Annotated in this window: 2 tRNA genes; both read left to right on the forward strand. The window is 47.0% G+C overall.

From position 1 onward, the window contains the following. The first annotated feature begins 301 nt into the window (after positions 1 to 301). Positions 302 to 377, forward strand: a tRNA-Gly gene (locus AN393_RS19610). A 19-nt stretch (positions 378 to 396) separates the two neighbouring features. Next, positions 397 to 470, forward strand: a tRNA-Cys gene (locus AN393_RS19615). Positions 471 to 564: the final 94 nt, after the last annotated feature.

Consider the following 564-nt stretch of genomic DNA (forward strand, 5'->3'; position numbering starts at 1 on the left):
GAGTGGTGGAATTGGTAGACACAAGGGATTTAAAATCCCTCGACTAACAAGTCGTGCCGGTTCAAGTCCGGCCTCGGGCACCACTTTTAATTATTTTACCAAGATAATTAAAAGTTAGATAAAATATTAATGAAAAGTTTAATACGGCACTAACTCAGTTGCCAGAACGTTTTACCGCGACATGGTCGCGCACCAACGGACAAATTACTGATAATGTTTTATGTGGCACTAGCTCAGTTGCCAGAACGTTTTACCGCGACATGGTCGCGCACCAACGGACAAATTACTGACAAAGTTTAACGCGGCACTAGCTCAGTTGGTAGAGCGCGACCTTGCCAAGGTCGAGGTCACGAGTTCGAGCCTCGTGTGCCGCTCCAAATTATTTGGAAGCGTTAAGGCGGAATGGCAGAGTGGCCATGCAGCGGATTGCAAATCCGTCCACCTCGGTTCGACTCCGGGTTCCGCCTCCATTTAATTACTCCACATGCTTTAAATAGCAAACTCGATGCCCGAGTGGTGGAATTGGTAGACACAAGGGATTTAAAATCCCTCGACTAACAAGTC

The organism is Pseudoalteromonas sp. P1-25, from assembly GCF_001401805.1.
Lineage (GTDB): Bacteria > Pseudomonadota > Gammaproteobacteria > Enterobacterales > Alteromonadaceae > Pseudoalteromonas.